The sequence below is a fragment of the Methylobacterium sp. A52T genome, assembly GCF_053346095.1.
Genome location: NZ_JBKFBI010000028.1, coordinates 1 through 16,684, shown reverse-complemented (window position 1 = coordinate 16,684; position 16,684 = coordinate 1). Strand labels below are relative to the sequence as shown.

Sequence of the window (16,684 nt, the reverse complement as noted above, 5' to 3'; positions counted from 1 at the left end):
CGTTGGCGGCCGGTAACGAGATCGTGTCGCACAGCGCCCGTTCCGGCGTGTGGCGTCCCGCCGAGGAAGGTTTTGCACATGGCCGAGAGACTGAACCCCAACGAGAGCCGTCAGGGCGAGCGCGGCAAGCCGGTGCTCTGGGTCTTGGTGGCGAGCCTCGTCCTGCTGGCGATCGCCACCGTGGGCCTGCTCACGTGGAACGGTGCCAACTCGCCGAAGGACTACGCCAGCCAGAGCCAGGACGCGTCGCGCAAGGAGGTGACGGGCTCGGTCAACGGTCAGTCCGGCGGCTCGTCGCCGTCGAACAGCACCGCGGTTCCGGGCGGCAACCCGTCCTATCCGCAGCCGGCCCAGCCGGGCGCGAACGGCGCGCCGAAGTAAGGCGTCGCGCGCGGGACGGCCTCGACCGTCCCGCGGCCGACCCTCTCAGCGGGTCGGGATCGGCGTCGGGCCGCGGTAGTCGTAGAAGCCGCGCTTGGCCTTCCGGCCGAGCCAGCCGGCCTCGACGTACTTCACGAGGAGCGGGCAGGGCCGGTACTTCGAATCGGCGAGGCCCTCGTAGAGAACCTGCATGACCGACAGGCAGGTATCGAGGCCGATGAAATCAGCGAGCTGCAGCGGGCCCATCGGGTGGTTCGCGCCGAGCTTCATGGCGGTGTCGATCGACTCGACCGATCCCACGCCCTCGTAGAGCGTGTAGATCGCCTCGTTGATCATCGGCAGCAGGATCCGGTTGACGATGAAGGCCGGGAAATCCTCCGACATCGTCGAGGTCTTGCCGAGCTTCGCGATGAACGCCTTGGCCGACTCGTAGGTCGTGTCCTCGGTGGCGATGCCGCGGATCAGCTCGACGAGCTGCATCACCGGCACCGGGTTCATGAAGTGGATGCCGATGAACTTCTCCGGCCGGTCGGTCGCCGCCGCCAGCCGGGTGATCGAGATCGACGACGTGTTGGTCGCCACCAGGGTCTCGGGCCGCAGCGACCCGCACAGCGTGGTGAAGATCTCGCGCTTCGTCGCCTCGTTCTCGGTCGCCGCCTCGATGACGAGATCGCACGGGCCGAGGGCGGCGAAGTCGCGGGCGGGGACGATGCGCGAGCGGGCCTCGCCGCTGTCGCCCTCGGTGAGCGTGCCCTTCGAGACGAGGCGCGCGAGGCTGCCCTCGATCACCGACAGCCCGTTCTCGAGCCGGGCGGGATCGCGGTCGTTCAGCAGGACCTCGAAGCCGGCGGTGGCGCAGACCTGCGCGATGCCGCTGCCCATCTGGCCCGCGCCGACGATGCCGACCCGCTTGATCTCCATATGCATGTGCCGACCTGTGCCCCCAAGGCGGATGCCGCAGCGCTGCCGCCCAGCTCTCTGGACGGCACGGACGCGACGGCACCGCGCGAAGTCTCGCCGCTGCTGCCTTCTAGACCAATCCTCGATCCGGAAGGAACCCGTGAAGCCGCGTTCTGCGACAATGCTCGCGGGTTGCCAGATCCGGTGCCGTTACTGGCCCTTGGCTTTGCCGATCTCGGATTGCAGCTCGGGAACGACCTGGAACAGGTCGCCGACGAGGCCGTAATCGGCCACCTGGAAGATCGGCGCGTCCTCATCCTTGTTGATGGCGACGATGACCTTCGAGTCCTTCATGCCGGCGAGGTGCTGGATCGCGCCCGAGATCCCCACGGCGACGTAGAGGTCCGGCGCCACGACCTTGCCGGTCTGCCCCACCTGCCAGTCGTTCGGCGCGTAGCCCGCGTCCACGGCGGCGCGGGAGGCGCCGACGGCGGCACCGAGCGAGTCGGCCAGCGGCTCGATCAGCTCGTGGAACTTGTCCGAGGAGCCGAGCGAGCGGCCGCCGGAGACGATGATCCGCGCCGAGGCCAGTTCCGGCCGGTCGGACTTGGCGATCTCCTCGCCCTTGAAGCTCGAGCCGCCCGCCTCGGGCGCGGCCGCCGAGACGGCCTCCACCGGCGCCGGGGCGCCGCCGTCTTCGGCCGCCTTGAAGGCCGCCGTGCGCACGGTGATCACCTTCTTGCCGGCGGGCGCCTGCACGGTCTGGATGGCGTTGCCGGCGTAGATCGGCCGCTCGAACGTGTCGGGCGAGACCACCTTGATGATGTCGGAGACCTGCGCGACGTCGAGCAGGGCGGCCACGCGCGGCAGCACGTTCTTGCCCGTGGTCGAGGCCGAGGCGATGATCGTGTCGTAGGGCTCGGCGATGGCGGCGATGAGCGCCGAGACCGGCTCGGCGAGGTCGTGGTCGTAAGCGCCGTCCTCGGCGTTCAGGACCTTCTCGACGCCGTCGAGCTTGCCCGCGGCCTCGGCCACGGCCTTGGAACCGGTGCCCAGCACGAGGGCGTGGACCGGCGCGCCGATCTGCTTGGCGGCGGCGAGCGCCTTCAGCGTGCTGTCCTTGATCTGGCCGTTGCCGTGCTCGACGAAGAGGAGTGTCGTCATGGTCTGGGGTGCCCTCGAAGGTGGTGGCGCGGGGCTCGACCGTCGACCGGGAGCCCAGCCTCGGATCAGATGACGCCGGCTTCGACCTTGAGCTTCTGGACGAGCTCGGCCGCGGAGGCGACCTTCACGCCGGCCGAGCGGCCCGGCGGTTCGGCGGTCTTCAGCACCGTGAGCCGCGGCGTGACGTCGACGCCGAGGGCGTCGGGTGCCAGCTCCTCCAGGGGCTTCTTCTTGGCCTTCATGATGTTGGGCAGCGACGCGTAGCGCGGCTCATTGAGGCGCAGGTCCGTCGTCACGATGGCCGGCAGCTTGAGGCTCACCGTCTGCAGGCCGCCGTCGACCTCGCGGGTGACGTCGAGGCTGCCCTCGCCGGGCTCGATCTTGTACGCGAAGGTGCCCTGAGGCCAGCCGAGCAGGGCGGCGAGCATCTGGCCGGTCTGGTTCGAGTCGTCGTCGATCGCCTGCTTGCCGAGGATGACGAGCTCAGGGGTCTCCTTCTCGACGACGGCCTTCAGGAGCTTCGCGACGGCCAGCGGCTCGCAGTTCACGTCGGTCTTCACCAGGATCGCGCGGTCGGCGCCCATGGCGAGCGCCGTGCGCAGCGTCTCCTGCGCCTGCTGCGGGCCGATCGACACGGCCACAATCTCGGTGACCTTGCCCTTCTCCTTCAGGCGGATCGCCTCCTCGACGGCGATCTCGTCGAAGGGGTTCATGGACATCTTGACGTTGGCGAGCTCGACGCCGGAGCCGTCGGCCTTCACGCGAATCTTGACGTTGTAGTCCACCACCCGCTTGACGGGCACCAGCACCTTCATGGCGGTCACGATCCTTCCCCGGAGGATTCTTGTCGTCGTGCAGGCCACTCCCACGGGCGCGCGAGGCGCAGCGTGGCCGCGGCACGCAAGGCGCCGGACCGTAGCGGCCACATTTCCGCCTTGTCAACGCGGCGCCGTGGCGGCCCCGCGAAAACCCGGGCCGCCGCCTCAGCGATTGGCGCCGGGCACCCAGAGCACGTCGTCGGCCCCGTCGCCGTTCGCCGCCCGGCTCGCCACGAACAGGAAGTCCGACAGGCGGTTAAGGTAGCGCAGCGCCTCCGGCGAGACCGTCTCGTCCTCCCGCGCCGCGAGGCTCACCGCGAGCCGCTCGGCGCGCCGGCAGACGGTCCGGGCGAGGTGCAGGGCCGCGGCAGCCGGCGAGCCGCCGGGCAGGACGAAGGATTTCAGCGGCGGGATCGCGGCGTTGAGCGCGTCGATGTCGCGCTCCAGCCGGTCGACCTGGCTCGCCACGATCCGCAGCGGCTCGTAGGGGAGGGGTTCCGGGGTCGGCGGCGTCGCGAGGTCGGCGCCGAGGTCGAATAGGTCATTCTGGATCGCCCCCAGCATCCCGTCGAGGGGACCCTGCGTGTGCAGGCGCGCCATGCCGATGCAGGCGTTGGTCTCGTCGACGGTGCCGTAGGTCTCGACCCGCAGGTCCGCCTTCGAGCGCCGCTGCCCGTCCGCCAGCGCGGTCGTCCCCTTGTCGCCGGTCCTCGTGTAGATGCGGTTGAGCTTGACCACGGGGTGGCGTGCCTCAGAACGTGTAGCCGATCTTGCCGCCGAAATTGGTCAGGCCGCGGTTGTTGGCGCAGAGCCCGGCATTCGACATGTGCTCGACCGTCGCCATGATGCTCCAGTGCTCCGTCAGGCGGAAGCCCAGGGCGGCGGCCTCGCGGAACATCGGCGAGCAGCCGAGGGTGTTGAAGCCGTAGGGCGTCTCGGCCTTCGGGCCGGTCCAGCCGTTATGGGCCACGCCGCCGAAGAACCCGTCGAGGAACACGCGGCGGTTGAAGGTCTCGGGGAAGATCTCGAGCGTCCAGGTCGCGCCCAGATAGGCGTAGCTGGTCCGGCCGCCGGTGTTGTAGCTGCCGCCCACAGTCGGCCGCGGCACGAAGGCCTGCCAGAACGGATCGTCGCTGATGCGCGGCTTGGCGAACAGGATCTCGCCGTTGACGTTCGCCTTGCTGAAGCCGGGGAGCTTGCCCTCGGCGCTCCCGGGATCCTGCACCGCGCCGCCGATCCGGATCTCCGACACGATGCTGAGCGGCTGGACCGGGGCCGCGTAGGCGGCGGGCGGCGGCGGCGCGAGGTCGGCGGCCGAAGCCGGCAGAATCGCCGCCCCGGTCAGAAGGCCGAACAGACGGAGGCGGGAAGGGGCAGTCATGCGGGCTCGGCCGGTTAGGCGCAGCGATTTGCTTCTACCGAGCGTAGCAGAGGCCCGCGCGGCAGGGCGGCCTATTCATCCTTCACCGGATCGAAAGGTGTTCGGTGCGGCGGCGCGGTCACACCCGGCCCGACGCGCTCACACCGAGCGCCACCAGACGACCCCCATGATGATCACGATCGCGACGAACTGCAGGAGCACCCGGAGGCGCATCAGCTTCTGCGAGAGGTTGACGCTGCCGCCGCGCATCATATTGGCGAGGCCCGCGACCAGGACCGCGGCGACGGCGAGGCAGGCGATCAGGACGAGGGTGTTGGACGACATGCGGTCGGGGATCCGGGTGGGGCGCGAGCCGCGATGCGGCTCGGCGCGTCGTTGAGGTGTCGGGCGCTCAGTTGCGGCGGAGCAGGCGCTCGAAATAGTCGAGTTCCTCGCGGGGGCGGCTCGGGTCGCCGAGCTTGCGCCGCAGCTCCTCCATGATGCGCCGGGCGCGCTGGACCGCGGATTCGTCGGCCGTGGGGACGCGGACCCGCCCGTCGCTCATGTCGCGGCCGCGGGTCGGGCGCCCGAGGGGATCGTCGTCCCGCGCGCCGGCCTGACCCTGCTGGCCCGGCTGCTGGCCGCCCTCCTGCTGACCCTCGCCCTGGCCCTCGGCCATCTCCTGCATCTGCTGGGCCATACCGTCGGCGCCGCGCTTGAGGCCGTCGAGGGCGCGGCCCTGCGCGTCGACCGCGCCGTCCGAATCGCCGTCCTTCAGGCTGTTCTCGGCCTCGCGCATGGCGTCCTCGGCGTCGGAGAGGCCCTGCTCGCCGCGCATGCCGTTCTCCTTCATGCGCTTCTGAAGGTCCTCCAGCCGCTGCCGGAGCGCCTGCTGGCGCTCGCCGACGCCGCCCTGCTGGCCCTCGCCCTGCTGCCCCTGGCCCTTCTGGCCCTGCTGGCCCTGACCCTGCTGGCCTTGCCCCTGCTGACCCTTCTGACCCTGCTGGCGTTGGCCCTGCTGCCCCTGGCCCTGCTGGCCGCGCTGTCCCTGCTGCGGCTGGCCGCGGTTCTGCGGGCGCTGGCCGTCGCGCTGCTCCTCGCCGTCCTTGAAGGTCTCGTCGCGCAGGCCCTGCTGCTCGCGCGACATCGCGTCGAGATCGCGCATCTGCTTCTGCATCTCGCGGGACGCCTGATCGGAGCGGCCGCCGCGCTCGGCGGTCTGGAGATTCTCCAGGATGTTGCGCAGCTGCTCCATCAGGCGCTGCGCCTCGGCGGTGTCGCCGCGCTTCATCGCCTCCGCCATGTCCTGGATCATCTTGTCGAGATCCTCCGGGGTGACGGTCTTGGTCTGCCCGTTGTTCTGGCCGCGCTCGCTCTGCTCGCGGGGCTCGCGGCCCTGCTTCTGCGCCATCTCGGACAGGAACTTGTCGAGCGCCTGCTTCAGGTCCTGTGTCAGGCGCTTGATCTCGTCGTCCGGCGCGTTGCGCTCGATCGCCTCCTTCAGCCGGTCTTGAGCCTGGCGGAGCTGCTTCTCGGCGTCCGACAGGTCGCCGTCCTCGATCTTGAGGGCCATCTCCCACAGGAGGTCGGCCACCGCGACGAGGTCGGCATCCGTGCGGGCGCGGCGCAGGCGCTCGGTCGCGGTCCGCAGGCCGAGGAAGATCGCGGGCTGCGGCGTGTACGTGTCGGGCGCGACCAGCAGGGCGTCCAGCGCTCCCTGGACCCAGCGGCGATCCGTGTCGGGCGCGATGACGAGCCGGCGGCGCTGCTCGGCGAGCGCCCGTGCCAGGGGCTCGCGGAACGGCCGCGCCGGCAGGACGATCTCGGTGTCCGGCGTGCGCCCCTCCTGGCCGGCCTCGTCCTTGACGACGATGTGGTAGCGGACCTTCGCGCCGGACCACGGGCTCTCGGTGAGGTCCACGAGGGTCTTGGTGTCGGTGTCGCCGCTCGCGTCGCCCGGCAGCGCCAGGTTGATCTGCGGCACCGGGACCAGGGCCCGCGCGGACTTCAGCGGCTCGATCACCGCCTCGGCCGAGCTGATCCCGTAATCGTCCTTCGCCCGGTAGGTCAGGTTGAAGGTGCCGCGCCCGTTCACCTCGGGGCCGCCCACGGCGGTCACCTCCGGCGGCCTGTCGGGGATCGCGTCGACCGTGAGGCGCTGCTTGCCGGCCGGGGTCACGATCGTCAGCGCGGCGCCGCCGACGATGCGGTAGCGCTCCTCGCGCAGGTCGGGGCGCGCCTCCTGGCCCGGCACCGGGACGAGGCCGGCATTGGGCGTGAGGGTCGTCTCGGACGCGGCCTTGCCCTGGCCGGCGATCCGCACGATCAGCTGCGCGTTGACCGGCGCGCGCAGGTGCTGGTCGCTCCCGTCCATCGCGATCAGCAGCGGCGGAAGCCGCGTGTAGAGCGGCGGGTCGATCCAGCCGTCCACGCGGAAGTTCGGGCCGGGCGCCGCCGGCTCCTGCCAGTCGAAGGCGGCGCCGATCCGCTGGCGCCACTCGGGGCCGGCCACGAACAGGCTGGCGACCGCCGCGACCACCAGGCCGGCGCGCAGCGCGAAGGGGTCGTGCCGGGTCATGCCCGGCCGCGGCAGGCCGACCCGCAGGGCCGAGATCGCCTGCGCGGCGCGGCGCTGGTGGAGGTCCCACAGCAGCCGGCTCCCCGGATCGGCGGCGCCGACGGCGAGGCTGTCCTGGGCGGCCGAGGCCGGCCCGTGCCGCAGCTTCGGATCGCGGGACGCGGCCTCGCGGTCGAGCCGCGCCAGGGCGAGGCGCCGGTCCGGCCGGGCGATGTGGATCAGCGGCAGGAGCGCGGCGACGAGGAGGATGGCGAGGGCGCCGAGGCCGATCTGGCGCCAGAGCGGCGTGAGGTCGAGCCAGACGCCCGCCCAGGAGACGACCAAGAAGAGCAGGAAGACGCCGATACCGCGCCAGAGCACGGGCCACGCCTGCTCCCACAGGGCGGCCGCCCGCGCCTGCGCCACGAGCCGGTCGAGCCGCGTGGACGCCGCGTCCGCTCCGCCCACCCGGGTCTTGCTCTCGGTGCCGTTGCTGCCGATCACGCCGACCGTTCCGCCTCACGCCGAAGGAGTGGCCCACGGAGCCGCCCCCGGCGGGCCCCGTCACACGTGCCTAGCATGGTGGGCCGCGCAGGTCGGCGGGTCAAATCGGCGCGACGGCGGCCCGACCGGCGCCCCGGTCAGTTGTGCGCCTGGATGAAGTTGCGCACCTGCGGGTAGATCTGCGACTCCCAGCGCCGCCCGGCGAAGACGCCGTAATGGCCCACGCCGGCCTGGAGATGGTGGGTCCGCATGTACGGGGCGAGGTCCGAGCACAGGTCGTGGGCCGCCATGGTCTGTCCGACCGCGCAGATGTCGTCCCGCTCGCCCTCGACCGTCATCAGCGCCGTGCGGCGGATCGCGCGCAGGTCGATCGGCTCGCCCCGATACGACACCGCGTTCCGGGCCAGGGCGTGGTCCTGGAACACGGTCTTGACCGTCTCCAGGTAGAAATCGGCGGCGAGATCGAGCACCGCGAAATACTCGTCGTAGAAGGTCTCGATCGCCTCGGCCTTGTCGTGCTCGCCGTTGGCCATGTGCCAGAACAGGTCGGCGTGGCCCTGGACGTGGCGCTTGGCGTTCATCGCCATGAAGGCCGAGACCTGCACGAAACCCGGATAGACCTTGCGGCCGGCCCCCTTGTGGCGCGACGGCACCGTGGCGATCAGGTTCTTCTCGAACCACTCGATCGGCTTGGAGGTCGCGAGCTCGTTCACGCCCGTCGGGTTGATCCGGCAATCCACCGGGCCGGCCATCAGGGTCATGCTGCGCGGGGCGGCCGGGTCCTTCGACTGCGCCATCGCGGCGGCGGCCACCAGGGCCTGCACGGCGGGCTGGCACACCGCCACCATGTGGGCGCCTTCGCCCATGGTCCGCAGGAACTGGATGAGGTGGCTCACGTAGTCGTCGAAGCCGAACGTCCCGTCGGAGAGCGGCACGTCCCGGGCGTTGTGCCAGTCGGTGATGTAGACGTCGTGGTCGGGCAGCATGGTGCGCACGGTCGCGCGGAGCAGCGTGGCGAAGTGGCCGGACATCGGCGCCACCATCAGCACCTTGGGCTGCTCGGTGTGGATGTCCTTCTTGAAGTGGAGCAGCGTGGCGAAGGGCGTGACCTCGACCGCCTCCTCGGAGACCGGGACGCTCCGGTTCCCGACATTCACCGACTCGATGCCGTAGGGCGGCCGCGCGAAGGTCAGGCCGGCGCGCATCATCATCCGGGCCCCGGCGGACATCCAGGTCGCCGGCTCGCCCCACCCGACCCAGGGCGACCAGATGTCGTTCAGCAGCCGCCCCCACGCCCGGGTCTGGGCGGCCATGTCGGTCTGCAGATCGAACGCGTCGTACAGCATCGGGCAGGCACTCGCTTGAGCCCTGCCCGGCACGCGGGCCATCGGGGCGGCAACGTTGGCGGATGCCTAAGTGAGGGTTGCATCAGCGTGGCCGTGCAGGATGGGTCCCGTTCCCGGGGGCGGCAACTGTCCGATAGGCGGATGCGAACAAGAATTGTCGTGACGTGACTTTGATGCACCACGCGCGGCGCCGATCACAATCGGGTGTGCCGAATCGCCTGGCACACCCCGCCGTCACGAGGCGCGGCGAACGACCGGGCGCGGATCGGCCTCGCTCCGACGATGCTCGCAGGCGACCTTGAGGTACCGGTCGCTGCCCCCGGGCAACCCGGCCTGGGCGGCCATCGTCTGGGCGTGCATCAGGCATTCCATCGGCGTGTGCGCCGGCGCGACGATGACGTCGAGGGCGGTGTCGCGCGAGCAGTCCTGAGCCAGCAGCGTGCCGGCACAGACGAGGGCAACGGAGAGCAATTCCGACATGACGGACCTCAGCTTCGAGTGATCGAAAGGTCCGCGGGGTGCTCCGGCGTGCGAGCCACCGCGTTGTCGTTGCCTGGTCGCTTCCTCCGGTTGCTGAAGACTTGAAGCACGTCATGTGCCACCGCAGCACGACGCGTCGCTTGAGCGATGCAGTGCCGTCCGGGCCGGTTTCAGTCGCGGGCGGGAAGCCAGCGCGTCTCCGGCTCGTCGGCGGGCAGGAGCGCCGCGACCGCGTCGAGATCCACCACGTACTGGTCGGTGAGGCGCTGCCACATCTCGATCGGCGAGGCGACCTGCGGTCGGAGCCCGTCGAGGGCGCGGGCGAGCAGGGCCGCATTGACGAGCTTCGGGCGCGGCACGAGCGGGTCAGCGTTCAGCATCGATGACGATCCCATTGGACTGACGCCATCCTGGGTCGATCGTGGTTAACGATGGGTTACGTGCCGCCTCGACATCTTGCGCTGGTCTTGCGGATGCTCCCGCACCGGGCTCTGAGCCGGACTCCCCGGCGCCCCGATCACGCCGAGGCGCCGCCAGACCTGAGCAACGCTGCCCGCGGACGCGCCGAACCGCGCGGGATCGCGCAGCCGAATCGACGCGCGTTCGCCAGGGCGTCGCGACCCGTTCGAGTTCACAAGCCGGACCCCATCCCTTATCAGGCAGGCGCATCGAGCCTGTCCCGGCCGACGAAGTGCCGCCGCGCAGGGCGCGCACGGCTCCGGTCGCGCGGCTCCGGTCGATTGTGCGAACGGGACATCATGGACGCCAAACCTGAAGCGATCGGCGCGACGCATGAGCCGACGGCGCGACTCGTGCTCGCGTCCGCTTCGCCCCGCCGTCTCGCGCTGCTCCAGCAGATCGGGATCGAGCCCGCGGCGCTCCTGCCCGCCGAGATCGACGAGACCCCGCGCAAGGCCGAGCCGCCGCGCGAGCTGGCGCGTCGCCTCGCGCGGACGAAGCTCGCGACCGCCGAGGCGGCGCTCCACCTGGAGGACACGACGACGCCGACCTGGCTCCTCTCGGCCGACACGGTCGTCGCGGTCGGGCGGCGCGTCCTGCCGAAGGCCGAGATCCCCGACGAGGCCGCGGATTGCCTGCGCCTGCTCTCGGGCCGGCAGCACCGGGTCTACACGGCGGTCTGCGTGCTCTCGCCCCGCGGGCGCCGCGAGCGGATCGTCGAGAGCCGCGTCCGTTTCAAGCGGCTCTCGGGCCGGGACATCCAGGGCTACGTGGCCTCGGGCGAGTGGCGCGGCAAAGCCGGCGGCTACGCGATCCAGGGACTGGCCGGGGCCTTCGTGGTCAAGCTGGTCGGCTCTTACAGCGGCGTGGTCGGCCTGCCGCTCTACGAGACCCTGAGCCTGCTCGACGGGGAGGGCTATCCCGTGCGGGCCGGGTGGGGCGCCCTCGCATGACCCGGGAGCGCCGGCCGCCCCCCTGTCCGATCTGTCGGCAGCCCTCCACGCCGGACTTCCGGCCGTTCTGCTCCCAGCGCTGCGCCGACGTCGATCTGGGGCGCTGGCTCAACGAGCGCTACGCGATTCCCGAGGAGCTCGATCCCGACGCGCCGCCGCCCCCGCCGGATCCGGAGCGCTGAATTTTTCGGCCTTCCGGTCCCGTCGATGTCACCGGAGGCTGGACAGGCCGCCAAGCACTCACTATACCCCGCGACGTCCGAGGCCGGCACCGGCGCGGACGACGCCCAGGTAGCTCAGTTGGTAGAGCATGCGACTGAAAATCGCAGTGTCGGCGGTTCGACTCCGTCCCTGGGCACCATCATCCCGCTGAGCGCCCGACCATCGGATCGGTAGAGCCGGCGAGCGAGATCCTCGATTTTCCGACAACGCTTGGCTGCAGCTGACGTGCGTCGATCAGCGCGTCTCCGCATCGCGCAGGTGCAGATAGGTCGGATCGAACTCGGCCGCTTCCTGCAGCCCGGCCCAGTCGTGGACGGTGAGGCGGCGACCCCGGAGCGTGACCAGGCCGGCGGCCTTGAGGTCGCGGATCGTCCGATTGACGTGGACCGACGTGATCCCGAGGGCATCCGCGAGTTCGGGCTGCGTCATCGGCAGGTCGCAGGTCCGGTCGGGTGCCAGCCCGACGGCGTCGAGGCGAGTCATCAATTCGCAGAACAGGTGGGCCATCCGGGCATACGCTTCCCGCCGCCCGGTGTTGAGCATCCATTCCCGGACCAGAGCGGCGTCCATCAGCGTCGCGCGCCAGAACACCTCGTTGAGGCGCGGGTGCGCCCGCAGCATCGCCCGGACGGTGTCGTGCTGGACGAAGCCGAGTCGGCAGGCGCTCACCGTGGCGATGTTGATGTCGAGCACCTCCAGGAACAGGCTCTGGAAATCCGGCACGTCCCCGGGGACGTGGTAGCTCATCACCTGACGCTTGCCCGCGCGCGTCGACTTGTAGGTGCAGGCGATACCGCTGAGCAGCGCGAAGCTCCGGGACGGCCGGTCGCCCTCCCGGATGATGTCCTGGTTGGGTTCGAACTGGGCGACCTGCAGCGGGAGCGCGACGAGGGCGGCGCGCTCCGCGTCGGACAGCCGGAACAGGGCCACGGTCTCTATCCGGCGCAGGAAAGGGTCTCTGCCCGACGGTTGGGGTGTCTCGTACATCGCGCCTCGGCCGTCCGGCAGAAGCGCTCGGCGTCGCGCGGCCGGTCGTCCACCGTCGTTGGTCCCCGTCCAAGTGTAGGGTCCCGGCCGGGCGCGACCAGGGCGAGGGCTGGCGCCGGGCGCCCTCGGTGAGGCCGGGACTGGAATTTCCCGGCCCGTCCGCGCACAGAAGTCCGGCGGCGCGGTCGCCGTTCAGCCTGACGGAAAGCCCGATGAACACGGCAGATCTCGCCCCGCACGCGCATCAGGTCCTGCGCGACGCGACCCTGCCCGAGCTGCCCCGGCACTACCGCGGCAAGGTCCGGGACAATTACGACCTTCCCGACGGCCGGCGCATCCTCATCACCTCGGACCGGATCAGCGCCTTCGACCGGGCGCTCGCGGCGATCCCGTTCAAGGGCCAGGTCCTGACCCAGACCGCCCGCTACTGGTTCGAGCAGACCGCCGACCTGTGCCCGAACCACGTCCTCGCCTATCCCGATCCCAACGTCGTGGTCGGCCGGCGCCTGGAGATCCTGCCGGTGGAGGTGGTGGTGCGCGGCTACCTCGCGGGCACCACGTCGACCTCGATCCTGACGCGCTACCGCGCGGGCGAGCGGGACATGTACGGCCACACCTTCCCCGACGGGATGCGGCCGAACCAGCGCCTGCCGGAGGCGATCATCACGCCGACCACCAAGGCGTTCGACGGCGGCCACGACGAACCGCTCACCGAGGCGGAGATCCTCGAGCGCGGGTTGCTGACGCGCGCGCAGTGGGAGACCGTGTCGGGGGCGGCCCTGGCGCTGTTCGCGCGCGGCACGGCCCTGGCGGCGGAGCGCGGCCTGATCCTGGCCGACACGAAGTACGAGTTCGGCACGGATCCCGAGGGCCGGATCGTCCTCGCCGACGAGATCCACACGCCGGACAGCAGCCGGTACTGGTTCGCGCAGAGCTATCCCGAGCGCTTCGCCGCGGGTTCGGCCCCGGAGAGCTTCGACAAGGACTTCGTGCGCAACTGGGTCGTCGCCCGCTGCGACCCCTACAAGGACCCGATCCCCGAGATCCCCGCCGAGGTCGTCCTGGAGACCGCCGCGGTCTACATCCGCGCCTACGAGACGATCACGGGCAAGCGCTTCGTCCTGCCGGACCCGGCCGAGGAGCCCCTGGAGCGGATCCGGCGCAACATCGCCGCCTATCTCGCGGCGTAGCTTCGGGGTCGGGACGGGAGGTGCGGCGCCCGACGCCGCACCCGGTCGAGCCTGTCAGGCCGCCGCGGCGATCGGGGCCGGCGACGGCGCGTCCATGGCGCGCAGGTAGACGTCGAGGAGCGTCTCCTGCTCGTCGCGCTCGTCCTTGTCCTGCTTGCGGATCTTCAGGATCTCCTTGAGCACCTTCAAGTCGAGACCCTCGCCCTTGGCCTCGGCAAAGACCTCCTTCTTGGCCTCCATCAGGTCCTTGATCTCCTCCTCCAGCCGTTCCACGCGCTCGATGATCGAGCGGATGCGGTCGCCCGCGACGCCCACGGTGTCGGTCATGTCGGTCATGCAGTCCCTCGTCGGATGACGGGGGCACCCTGGCCCGGCAGGGTAAGCGGCGGGTTAAGGCCGGGCCGGCGCCCCGACTTGGCCCTGAACTTGGACTTGGACCCGGCCCTGGATCCAGCCGGCGATCGCGTCCGCCACGGCGTCGCTGTTCGATTCCAGCATCATCATGTGGCCGTTGCCGCGGATGCCGTGCTCGGCGAGCGCCAGCCGGTCCGGCTTCGCGCCCGCCTGGGTCAGGAAGGCCGCCGTGCAATCGTCCATCGTGGCCCGGAACGACGCCTCGGCGGTCACGATCACCGCCGGCACCCGGGCGAGGTTCGGCAATCGGCGCGCGGGCTCGGCCTGGAGCCAGCAGCGGATCCTGTCGGGCGCGGCGGCGCTCTCCGCCTGGACAACCGTCAGGTCCGCCGGGCCGCTCACCGGCGGCTCGAAGTGCAGCGGCACCCGGGTGATGCCGTAGGGTCGCGCCCGGGCCTCGCCGACGCGCTCGTACCAGTCCGCGCCGCCCTTGAAGCGGATGTCGTAGAAGGTCGGCCCGTTCGGCTCGACGGCCACGTGCGCCTTCACGAGGTCGGGCCGCTGATCCGACACCGCCCAGCCGAAGACGCCCGCCTGCGAGTGGGTCAGCAGGATCGCCGGGCCGATCTTCTCCAGCAGGGCGATCAGCGCCGGGTCGACCAGCTCCTCGCTCCGCAGCGCGCTGGCGATGTAGGGCACCTGAGAGAGGTAGAACTGGTCGAAGGCGGCGTTGCCGCGGATCCCGGCGCCGCCCGGCCACTGCGTGTGGAGCTTCGCCTGCGGGTAGAGCGCGGAGCGCTCCTGCCCGGTGAACACCATCTCCAGATCCTCGGCGGGCAGGCGGGCGTAGGGGCCGTAGGTGTCCGGGTCGCCGCCCGAGCGGCCGCGACCGACCTGGTCGACGACGTAGACCGCGAAGCCCTGCGCGGCGAAGCGGTCGGCCCAGCCCGGCCGGCCGTCGGGCGTCCCGAGGAAGTTGGTCCCGGTCTGGGCGGTGCCGTGCACCAGGACGATCGGGTAGGGCTGCGTCACCCGCTCCGGAACGCGGTACTCCACGTACATCTGGCCGGACGCCGTCGTCTTGCCGCCCGCGGTGGCGTAGCGGCCGCCGACGAAGAAGTAGCCCGCGGGCCGCGTCGGCCTAGACGGCCGGTCGGCGGCTGCGGGCTCGGCGGCACCCGGCTCGGCGGCCCCGGACGGGGATGCAATGGCGAGACAGAGCAGGGCCAGCGCCCCGGCGGCGGCGTTCCTCGACATGGCGTCCTCCCGCGGGCGTCTGGCGCGCCCGGCGGGAGGCATATCAGCGTGAAAGTCCGGCCCGGTCCAGCCGGGCGTCCCATCAGGCGTGGGCGAGGCGCGGCTTCTTCCCCAGCGCCTCCTCCACGGTGCCCGCGCCGTCGAGATAGCCGTGGACCTTGGGGTTCGGCATGATCAGCGAGGCCACGAAGGCGATCGCCATCAGGACGGTCACGTACCAGAAGAACGTGCTCTCCATGCCGGCGTCCTTGAACCACAGGGCGACGAACTCGGCGGTGCCGCCGAAGGTGGCGTTGGCGATCGCGTAGGAGAGGCCGACCCCGAGCGCCCGGACGTTGGTGGGGAACAGCTCGGCTTTCACGATGCCGCTGATGCCCGTGTAGAACGACACCACGGCGAGCCCGAGGGTGATCAGCGCGAAGGCGAGGTAGGGGTCCTTGTTGGTGCCGAGGGCCGTCATCAGTGGCACCACCATGAGCGTGCCGAGGCCGCTGTAGAGCAGCATGTTCGCCTTGCGGCCGATCTTGTCGGAGAGCGCGCCGAAGATCGGCTGGATGATCATGTAGACGAACAGCACCACCGTCATCGTCTGCGAGGCCGACGTCTTCGGCATGCCGGCGGTGTTGACGAGGTACTTCTGCATGTACGTCGTGAACGTGTAGAAGCTCAGGGAGCCGCCGGCCGTGTAGGCGACCACGACCAGGAACGCCCGCCAGTGCTTGGCCAGCGCGGCGAAGGTGCCGGCGGTCTCCTTGTCGCTGCTGTCCTTCGTCTCGGCCAGGGAGCGCCGGAGATAGAGCGCGACGACCGCCAGCGCGGCGCCGATGAAGAACGGGATGCGCCAGCCCCAGGCGGTGAGTTCCGGACCGGTCATCACCGTCTGCAGCAGCACCAGGACCAGCGAGGCGAGGAGCTGGCCGCCGATCAGCGTCACGTACTGGAACGAGGCGAAGAAGCCGCGCCGCCCCTTGATCGCGACCTCGCTCATGTAGGTCGCCGAGGTGCCGTACTCGCCGCCGACCGACAGGCCCTGGAGCATGCGCGCGAGCAGCAGCAGCACCGGCGCCAGCGTGCCGACATGCTCGTAGGTCGGCAGGATGCCGATTAGCAGCGAGCCGAAGCACATCATCAGCACCGAGATGACCATCGAGGTCCGGCGGCCGACGCGGTCGGCGATGCGCCCGAACAGCCAGCCGCCGATCGGCCGCATGAAGAAGCCCACCGCGAAGATGCCGGCGGTCTGCAGGAGCTGACTGGTCGAATCGCCCTTCGGGAAGAAGGCCGGCGCGAAATAGAGCGCGAAGAACGCGTAGCAGTAGAAATCGTACCACTCGACGAGATTGCCCGACGACGAGCCGACGATCGCCCAGATCCGGCGCTTGCGGTCTGCGGCATCATCGAGGTCGCTCGGTGCGATACCGATCGTATCGTCGCGCGAGGCGGACATGGCGTCTCCGTCGATCAATCTTGGTGCCGGCCGAGGCCGGTCTCTTCTTGGTGCGGCGCGACGTTACAGGTGACGCGCCCGATCGCAAGGCCGTGATCCGACTTAGCCGAGGACAGCGCAGGTCGGTGTCACCGGCCGCGCGTCCACGGTGCCGCGGGAGGGAACGGTTCGCCTCAGGACCCCGTTGCGGGCCGGCGTGGGCGTCGACGGCGTTCCGACCACCGCAGGAGGAAGAGGCCATGAAGCGAGTTCTGAGAGACGCGGTCGCGGCCGCCATCGTCGTCGCCGGCGCGGCGACGGCGTTC

General features: G+C 70.7%; 18 protein-coding genes and 1 tRNA gene. 5 read left to right on the top strand and 14 right to left on the bottom strand.

Features of this window, described 5'->3' with window-relative positions; translation table 11 throughout:
• Positions 1-78: 78 nt before the first annotated feature.
• A complete protein-coding gene (locus ACLBYE_RS09560; RefSeq protein ID WP_020091847.1) occupies positions 79-381 on the top strand; it encodes a hypothetical protein in 303 nt (100 codons plus the stop codon).
• A 45-nt stretch (positions 382-426) separates the two neighbouring features.
• Here ACLBYE_RS09560 and ACLBYE_RS09555 read toward each other — a convergent pair whose 3' ends face one another.
• From ACLBYE_RS09555 to ACLBYE_RS09510, 10 genes are all read right to left on the bottom strand, one after another.
• Positions 427-1,308: a 3-hydroxybutyryl-CoA dehydrogenase gene (locus tag ACLBYE_RS09555; protein WP_026604743.1), complete on the bottom strand. Its 882-nt coding sequence runs from the start codon at positions 1,306-1,308 to the stop codon at positions 427-429.
• 183 nt (positions 1,309-1,491) lie between these two features.
• Positions 1,492-2,445, bottom strand: coding sequence for an electron transfer flavoprotein subunit alpha/FixB family protein (locus ACLBYE_RS09550; RefSeq protein ID WP_447693968.1), 954 nt, complete (start codon positions 2,443-2,445; stop codon positions 1,492-1,494).
• Between the two features lie 65 nt (positions 2,446-2,510).
• Positions 2,511-3,260: an electron transfer flavoprotein subunit beta/FixA family protein gene (locus ACLBYE_RS09545; RefSeq protein WP_447693995.1), complete on the bottom strand. Its 750-nt coding sequence runs from the start codon at positions 3,258-3,260 to the stop codon at positions 2,511-2,513.
• A gap of 168 nt (positions 3,261-3,428) precedes the next feature.
• Complete coding sequence (locus ACLBYE_RS09540; RefSeq protein WP_056528350.1) at positions 3,429-4,001, bottom strand: cob(I)yrinic acid a,c-diamide adenosyltransferase; 573 nt, start codon at positions 3,999-4,001, stop codon at positions 3,429-3,431.
• 13 nt (positions 4,002-4,014) lie between these two features.
• Positions 4,015-4,644 carry an acyloxyacyl hydrolase gene (locus ACLBYE_RS09535; RefSeq protein ID WP_056528353.1) on the bottom strand — a complete coding sequence of 210 codons (630 nt, stop codon included), beginning with the start codon at positions 4,642-4,644 and terminating at the stop codon, positions 4,015-4,017.
• A 138-nt stretch (positions 4,645-4,782) separates the two neighbouring features.
• Positions 4,783-4,968 (bottom strand): twin transmembrane helix small protein, encoded by a 186-nt coding sequence (locus ACLBYE_RS09530; protein WP_447693967.1) that lies wholly within the window; start codon positions 4,966-4,968, stop codon positions 4,783-4,785.
• 67 nt (positions 4,969-5,035) lie between these two features.
• On the bottom strand, positions 5,036-7,684 hold the full coding sequence (locus ACLBYE_RS09525) for a TIGR02302 family protein (protein ID WP_447693966.1): 2,649 nt from the start codon (positions 7,682-7,684) through the stop codon (positions 5,036-5,038).
• A 137-nt stretch (positions 7,685-7,821) separates the two neighbouring features.
• A complete protein-coding gene (locus tag ACLBYE_RS09520) occupies positions 7,822-9,030 on the bottom strand; it encodes a polyhydroxyalkanoate depolymerase (RefSeq protein WP_091677165.1) in 1,209 nt (402 codons plus the stop codon).
• Positions 9,031-9,264: 234 nt separating this feature from the next.
• The gene (locus tag ACLBYE_RS09515; protein WP_447693965.1) at positions 9,265-9,510 is read right to left on the bottom strand and encodes a hypothetical protein; all 246 of its coding nucleotides are present in this window, start codon (positions 9,508-9,510) and stop codon (positions 9,265-9,267) included.
• 170 nt (positions 9,511-9,680) lie between these two features.
• Entirely contained in the window at positions 9,681-9,890 is a 210-nt protein-coding gene (locus tag ACLBYE_RS09510) for a hypothetical protein (protein WP_447693964.1), read from the bottom strand.
• A 378-nt stretch (positions 9,891-10,268) separates the two neighbouring features.
• Here ACLBYE_RS09510 and ACLBYE_RS09505 point away from each other — a divergent pair, with 378 nt between their 5' ends.
• The 3 genes from ACLBYE_RS09505 to ACLBYE_RS09495 all read left to right on the top strand — a co-directional run bounded on the left by ACLBYE_RS09505 (position 10,269) and on the right by ACLBYE_RS09495 (position 11,283).
• The gene (locus ACLBYE_RS09505; protein ID WP_020091858.1) at positions 10,269-10,922 is read left to right on the top strand and encodes a Maf-like protein; all 654 of its coding nucleotides are present in this window, start codon (positions 10,269-10,271) and stop codon (positions 10,920-10,922) included.
• Positions 10,919-11,104: a DNA gyrase inhibitor YacG gene (locus ACLBYE_RS09500; RefSeq protein ID WP_100251145.1), complete on the top strand. Its 186-nt coding sequence runs from the start codon at positions 10,919-10,921 to the stop codon at positions 11,102-11,104. The genes ACLBYE_RS09505 and ACLBYE_RS09500 overlap by 4 nt, the downstream gene beginning before the upstream one ends.
• Before the next feature lie 103 nt (positions 11,105-11,207).
• A tRNA-Phe gene (locus ACLBYE_RS09495) sits at positions 11,208-11,283 on the top strand.
• Between the two features lie 95 nt (positions 11,284-11,378).
• Here ACLBYE_RS09495 and ACLBYE_RS09490 read toward each other — a convergent pair.
• The gene (locus ACLBYE_RS09490) at positions 11,379-12,131 is read right to left on the bottom strand and encodes a Crp/Fnr family transcriptional regulator (RefSeq protein WP_447693963.1); all 753 of its coding nucleotides are present in this window, start codon (positions 12,129-12,131) and stop codon (positions 11,379-11,381) included.
• Between the two features lie 212 nt (positions 12,132-12,343).
• On the opposite strand from ACLBYE_RS09490, the gene ACLBYE_RS09485 reads away from it, so the two are divergent.
• A complete protein-coding gene (locus tag ACLBYE_RS09485; protein ID WP_056528367.1) occupies positions 12,344-13,321 on the top strand; it encodes a phosphoribosylaminoimidazolesuccinocarboxamide synthase in 978 nt (325 codons plus the stop codon).
• A gap of 54 nt (positions 13,322-13,375) precedes the next feature.
• On the opposite strand, the gene ACLBYE_RS09480 is transcribed toward ACLBYE_RS09485, so the two are convergent.
• From ACLBYE_RS09480 to ACLBYE_RS09470, 3 genes are all read right to left on the bottom strand, one after another.
• Complete coding sequence (locus ACLBYE_RS09480) at positions 13,376-13,657, bottom strand: DUF2312 domain-containing protein (protein WP_447693962.1); 282 nt, start codon at positions 13,655-13,657, stop codon at positions 13,376-13,378.
• A gap of 54 nt (positions 13,658-13,711) precedes the next feature.
• The gene (locus ACLBYE_RS09475) at positions 13,712-14,932 is read right to left on the bottom strand and encodes an alpha/beta hydrolase (RefSeq protein WP_447693961.1); all 1,221 of its coding nucleotides are present in this window, start codon (positions 14,930-14,932) and stop codon (positions 13,712-13,714) included.
• A gap of 82 nt (positions 14,933-15,014) precedes the next feature.
• Entirely contained in the window at positions 15,015-16,379 is a 1,365-nt protein-coding gene (locus ACLBYE_RS09470; protein WP_091677151.1) for an MFS family transporter, read from the bottom strand.
• Between the last annotated feature and the right edge of the window lie 305 nt (positions 16,380-16,684).